This window comes from Streptomyces calidiresistens (assembly GCF_014141525.1).
In the GTDB taxonomy this organism is placed as follows: domain Bacteria; phylum Actinomycetota; class Actinomycetes; order Streptomycetales; family Streptomycetaceae; genus Streptomyces; species Streptomyces calidiresistens.
This window is the reverse complement of the sequence record NZ_VKHS01000342.1, coordinates 1-5,620: the sequence shown is the minus strand read 5'-3', so window position 1 is coordinate 5,620 and position 5,620 is coordinate 1. Positions and strand designations below refer to the sequence as shown.

General features: G+C 75.0%; 4 protein-coding genes. 2 read left to right on the top strand and 2 right to left on the bottom strand.

All coding sequences use genetic code 11. From position 1 onward, the window contains the following. Positions 1-12: 12 nt before the first annotated feature. Positions 13-1,173, bottom strand: a complete 1,161-nt coding sequence (locus tag FOE67_RS14920) for a serine hydrolase domain-containing protein (RefSeq protein WP_182664469.1) — start codon at positions 1,171-1,173, stop codon at positions 13-15. Further along, entirely contained in the window at positions 1,131-2,603 is a 1,473-nt protein-coding gene (locus FOE67_RS14915) for a multidrug effflux MFS transporter (protein ID WP_182664467.1), read from the bottom strand. Before FOE67_RS14915 ends, FOE67_RS14920 begins: the two co-directional genes overlap by 43 nt. Positions 2,604-2,900: 297 nt before the next feature. Between FOE67_RS14915 and FOE67_RS14910 the strand changes: the two genes are divergently transcribed. Together FOE67_RS14910 and dacB are read left to right on the top strand one after the other, a co-directional pair. Beyond that, complete coding sequence (locus tag FOE67_RS14910; RefSeq protein WP_323384949.1) at positions 2,901-3,863, top strand: PhzF family phenazine biosynthesis protein; 963 nt, start codon at positions 2,901-2,903, stop codon at positions 3,861-3,863. Between the two features lie 171 nt (positions 3,864-4,034). Then, a partial coding sequence (gene dacB / locus FOE67_RS14905) for a D-alanyl-D-alanine carboxypeptidase/D-alanyl-D-alanine endopeptidase (protein ID WP_182664464.1) occupies positions 4,035-5,620 on the top strand: 1,586 nt, incomplete at its 3' end.

The window sequence follows — 5,620 nt, the reverse complement described above, 5'->3', positions numbered from 1 at the left end:
CGGTGGTGCCGTTCACCCGCCGATTCTACGGTCGCCGGGGGACCCCGCCCCGGCGGCGAGCGCCCGGGCCAGCCGGTCGGCCGCCGCCGCCCGGAATCGGCTGTCGGGACGGGCGGGACGCACCGGGTGGACGGTGGTGGCCAGCAGGATCAGGAAGCCGCCGCCGGCGCGGTCCAGGACCAGCGAGGTGCCGGTGAAGCCGGTGTGTCCGGCGGCCCCGCGTCCGGCGAGCCCGCCCATGAACCACGGTTGGTCGACCGCGAAGCCGAGCCCCGGCGGGTCCAGCAGGAGACGGACCGAACGGGGGGCGAGGATCGGCCCGCCGCCGGTGAGCAGGGCACGGCACAGCCGACCCAGGTCGGCCGCGGTGGAGAAGACGCCGGCGTGGCCGGCGATCCCGCCCAGGGCGAAGGCGTTCTCGTCGTGGACGGTGCCGCGCACCATCCCCCGATCCAGTTTGGCGACCGGGCGACGCTGGTCCTCGGTCGCCGCCGCGTCGGGAACCGGGCCGAAACCGGTGCGGGTCATGCCGAGGGGTTCGGTGACCCTCTCGCGCAGGAGGGCGTCCAGGCGGCGGCCGGTGACGTGTTCGAGCAGCGCGCCCAGGGCGATGAAGTTGAGGTCGGAGTAGGTCCGCTCGGTGCCCGGCGGGTGGAGGGGGGCCTCCCGCCACAGCGGCTCCAGCCGCCGGCCGGGCGGGGCGTCGTACAGCGGGAGTTCGGGGCGCAGGCCGGAGGTGTGGGCGAGCAGGTGCCGCACGGTGATCGGGTCCTTGCCGGCGGCCCCGAACCGGGGCAACCGGTCGGCGACCCGGGTGTCCGGGGCGAGTTCTCCCCGTTCCATCAGGCCGACGACGAGGACCGCCGTGAGGAGTTTGGTGAGGGAGGCCAGGTCGAAGGGGGTGTCGGGGCGTACCGGCTCCCACCGTTCCGGGGGGAGTTCACGGTCGCGGTCGGCCCAGCGGACGGCCCATCCGGCGGCGTGGTGGAGGAGGTCCACCGGGCCGCGGCCGGCGAGCACCACCACGCCGCCGCAGCGGGGACGCGCCCCGCGCGGGAGGTCGTCCACCTCCCGGCGCAGGGCGTCGAGCTCGGCGTCCGGGTCGCCGATCCCCGTTCCGGTCGCGGGGGTCAGGGAAGGTCGGCCGTCCTCGACGGGGTGGTGCGCTGCCATGGACGGCACAGTACGAAAAAGGAGACCGCGGCGATCACCGTGGTGGTCAACTGGACCACCGCCATCGGCACGGCGGTGTCCTCGCCCGCCACGCCGACCAGCGGCGAGGCGACGGCCCCGATGAAGAACTGCGCGGCGCCCAGCAGCGCGGAGGCGGAACCCGCCGCGTGCGGGGTGCGCAGCAGCGCCTCGGAGTTGGAGTTCGGCAGCACCAGCGCCATCGCCGACATCAGCACGAAGAGCGCCACGGCCAGCGGGAGGAGGCCGACCTCCCCGAACACGCCGAGGGTCATCAGCAGCAGTGCCACGGCGGACAGGCCGATGATCACCAGGCCGACCACGATCACCGCGTTCAGCGAGACCCGGCCGACCAGGATCCGACCGTTGACCTGGCTCATGGCGATCAGACCCATGGAGTTGACCATGAACAGCAGGCTGAAGGTCTGCGGGGAGGCCCCGTAGAGCTCCTGGACGACGAAGGGCGAGGCCGCGACGTAGGCGAACAGGGCGGCGAAGGCGAAGCTGCAGGTGAGCAGATGGCCGAGGAAGACCCGGTCGCGGCACAGCTCCCGCATGTCGCGCAGGGCGGGCCCGATGCCCCCGGAGGTGCGGCGCTCCGGCGGCAGCGTCTCGGGCAGCAGGCGGACGACGATCAGGACCAGGACCACGCCGCCGACGGCGAGCAGGATGAACAGGCCGCGCCAGGAGGTGAACCGCAGCAACTGGCCGCCCACCACCGGCGCCAGGATCGGCGCCACACCGGAGATCAGCAGCAGGGTGGAGAAGAAGCGCGCCATGGCCAGGCCGTCGAACATGTCCCGGACGACGGCGCGGGCGATGACCACGCCCGCCGCGCCGGCCAGCCCCTGGATGGTGCGGAAGACGATGAGCATCTCGATGGAGGTGGCGAAGGCGCAGGCCGCCGAGGCCACGATGTAGCAGATCATGCCGGCGATCAGCGGTTTGCGGCGACCGAGTTGGTCACTCATCGGGCCGGTGATCAGCTGTCCCAGGCCCAGGCCCAGGAGACAGGCGGTGAGGGTGAGCTGGACGTTGGCCGCGCCGGTGTCCATCACCCCGCCGATCTCGGGGAGCGCGGGCAGGTAGAGGTCCATCGACAGCGGCGGCAGCGCCGTCAGGCCACCGAGGATGAGGGTGATCAGGATACCGGCGCGGCGGCGCCGGGAGAGGGGTGGCGTGACGGGCGAGGTCGCCTTCTCCCCCGCGGCCGGGAGGGCTCCGACGGCGATGTCGGGGACGGGGTCGTGTTCGACGGTGGTGACGCGGGCGTCGGATGTGCGGGCCGGGTCGGCGGGGATCGGAACGGGCCCCCGGGATATGTCCCCGGTCGCCCCGGCGGCGGGGCCGGGGGCGAGCGGTTCGCGGTCGGGGTCGGGGTCGGTCGCGCGGAAGGGACCGGGCTGGGACATGCGCCTTCTCCGAATGTTTGCAGGAACCACGTAATCATCCCATGACCGTATGGGTGTCGGCGGCGATTTTTCGGGCGTCGGGGTCGGAACCCCGTTGCCGGAACCCCGTTCCCACCTCCCGCGCTCCCCTGCCGGGGCGGACCGACGCCGGCGGTCGCGCCCCCGCCGCCCCGGAATAGCGCCGGTCGGGGGGTCGTTGCCCCCCATATGAACCCCGGTACCGATTCCACCGCGTCCACCGTCCACTCCCCGGGCACCGACGCTCCACCCGAACCGCCCGGACACCCCGGCCGCTCGGTGACCAACGGGCGCGAGGTGGTGCACCTGACGGCCTTTTCCTCCGACCCGCGGGGCGGCAATCCCGCCGGGGTGGTGTTCGACTCGGGTGACATGACCGACCCCGAGCGGCAGGAACTGGCCGCCCGACTGGGGTACTCCGAGACCGCCTTCGTCGCCCCGCCCCCGCCCGACCTCGACGCCCCGGCGGGGCGCGGCTTCTCCCTGCGGTTCTTCAGCCCGCTCGCCGAGGTGCCGTTCTGCGGACACGCCACCCTCGCCACCGCCGTGGCGACGGCCGAACGGCTGACCGGGCGCGGCGCGGGGACGCCGCACGGGGTGGACCGAACGGGTGAAACGGGCGGAACCACCGGAACCACCGGACCGGCGGCGTCACGTGGCCCGGTCGAACTGGTCTTCGCCACCCCGGCCGGGGTGGTGCCGGTGACGGTCACCCGGAGCCCGGAGGGTCCCCTCGCGACCCTCACGAGCGTGCCCGCCGAGGACTTCCCCGCGCCCGACGGCCTCGTGGCCGGTGTGCTGGCCGCCCTGGGGTGGTCGGAGGGCGAGTTGGACCCCGCGATCCCGCCCCGGATCGCGTTCGCCGGGGCCCGGCACCTGGTGCTGGCCGCCGCCGGGCGCGACCGGTTGGCGGACATCGGGTACGACACCGACCGCCTCACCCGTCTGATGCTCTCCCACGACCTGACCACCGTGACCCTGCTGTGGCGGCTGGACGCCACCACCCTGCTGGTGCGCAACCCCTTCCCGGTGGGGGGCGTGGTCGAGGATCCCGCCACCGGCGCCGCCGCCGCGGCGCTGGGCGGGTACCTGCGCTCGGCGGGGCTGGTTCCCGACGACGCCCGCCTGACCCTCCACCAGGGCGTGGAGATGGGACGCCCGTCGGTGCTCTCGGTGGAACTCCGGGCCGGGGACCCGAGGGTCCGGGTCTCGGGCACCGCCGCCCGCATCCCGGCGCCCTGACGCCCGCCCCTTCCGGGCGCCGCCCCGGGGGTCGCGGGCGTCACCCGTGCCCCGGGGGTGCGTGCTCCTCGTATCGATGACCGGGGGGCGACGCGGGAGGGGGCGTATTCACGGCGGAACCCGCTCCCGTTCACCTTCCCGCCGCCGGCGACGTGCCCCTGAATCGCTGTCATGAGAAGACACCCGTACGGACGGACCGCCCTCCGCCTCCTCGGCGTCTCCACCGCCTCCCTCCTGGTGCTGCCGCTCGGCGCCGGTGCCGCCCCCGCGGCGCCGCCGGGGGCGGGGTTCCCGACGGCCGCGGTGGACGCCCTGGTGAACGATCCCCGCCTGGCCGGGGCCCGGGCCGCCGTCGTCGTCCGCGACGCCGACACCGGCGCGGTGCTGCACGACCGCGGGGGCCGCGACCACCTGACCCCCGGGCAGACCCTGATGGTCGCGACCTCCGCCGCCGTGATGGCCCGCCTCGGCCCCCGGTACGAGGGACAGGCGGGGTACCGCTGGCGCACCGAGGTCGTGGAAAGCGCCGGTTCCGCCCCCGGCACCGTCGACCTCGTGCTGCGCGGATACGGCGATCCCACCACGACCGTCTCCGACTACCGGGCCCTCGCCGAGCGGGTCGCGGACGCCGGGATCACCACCGTCGGCGGGGACCTGGTGATCGCCTCCGGCGCCTTCGGCAGCCTCTTCTCCCCCGACCGGTACGGAACGGGGTGGACGGTGGACGACCTCGGCTCCCCCGCCGGCGCCCCCGTCACGGCGCTGACGCTCTCCCCCGACCCGGACCCCGACGAGGGGGGCCGGTACCTCACCAACACCGTGCGGCTCACCGTCGAGGCGGGGGCCGACGGCTGGTCGGCACCGACCGCGACGATCCACCCGGACTCCCCCGCCGTACCGGTGGACCTGCGGGCGATCACCTCCTCCGAGACCCGAACGGTCGTCCGCCGGAACCCGGGTGACGGCACGCTCGTGGTGGACGGGTGGATGGCCCCCGGCGCCGACCCGGTCGTGACGCACCTGCCGGTCCCGGACCCGCACCGCCACGTGGGGGAGGTGTTCGCCGACGCGCTCGCCGACGCCGGGGTGGAGGTGCTCGGTGACCTGCGGGTCGACGAGGAGGTGCACGGGTACCCCGATCCGGTGGCCGACCACCTCTCCGCACCGATCACCGACATGGCACGCCACCTGTTGCGGCACCCCAACGCGCCGCACGCCGAGGCGTGGCTGCGGAGCCTGGGGTGGGAGGGCACCGGGGTCGGAACCGTCGAGCAGGGTCTGACCGAGGTCGCCGCGGCTCTGGCCGACCTCGGCCTCACGGAGCCGATCCCCCGCCAGGTGGACGGCTCGGGACTGTCGCGGGACAACCTGGTCGAGGCGCACGGGCTCACCGATGTCCTGGTGGGCGCGCGGGACGGTTTCGGGTACCCGGCGTGGCGGGACGCGCTGCCGGCCGCCTGCGCCCCCGACGGGGCCCTCGCCGAACGGCTCTGCGACGGGCCGGCGGCCGGCGTCACCCGGGCGGTTCCCGGTGAACTGCCCGGCGTCGAGGGCCTGGTGGGATACACCACCGACGCCGGTGGACGGGAGCTGGCCTTCGCCGTCCTGCTGAACGGGGTACGGGAGCAGGACGCCGCACGGGAGGTGGTGGACGCGATCGTCACCACCCTGGCCGGCGGTGGGGCGACCCCGCCGAAGCCGGGGCCGGGGGGACCCGGGAAGCCCGACAAGCCGGGGAAGCCGGGTGGGCCCGGGGG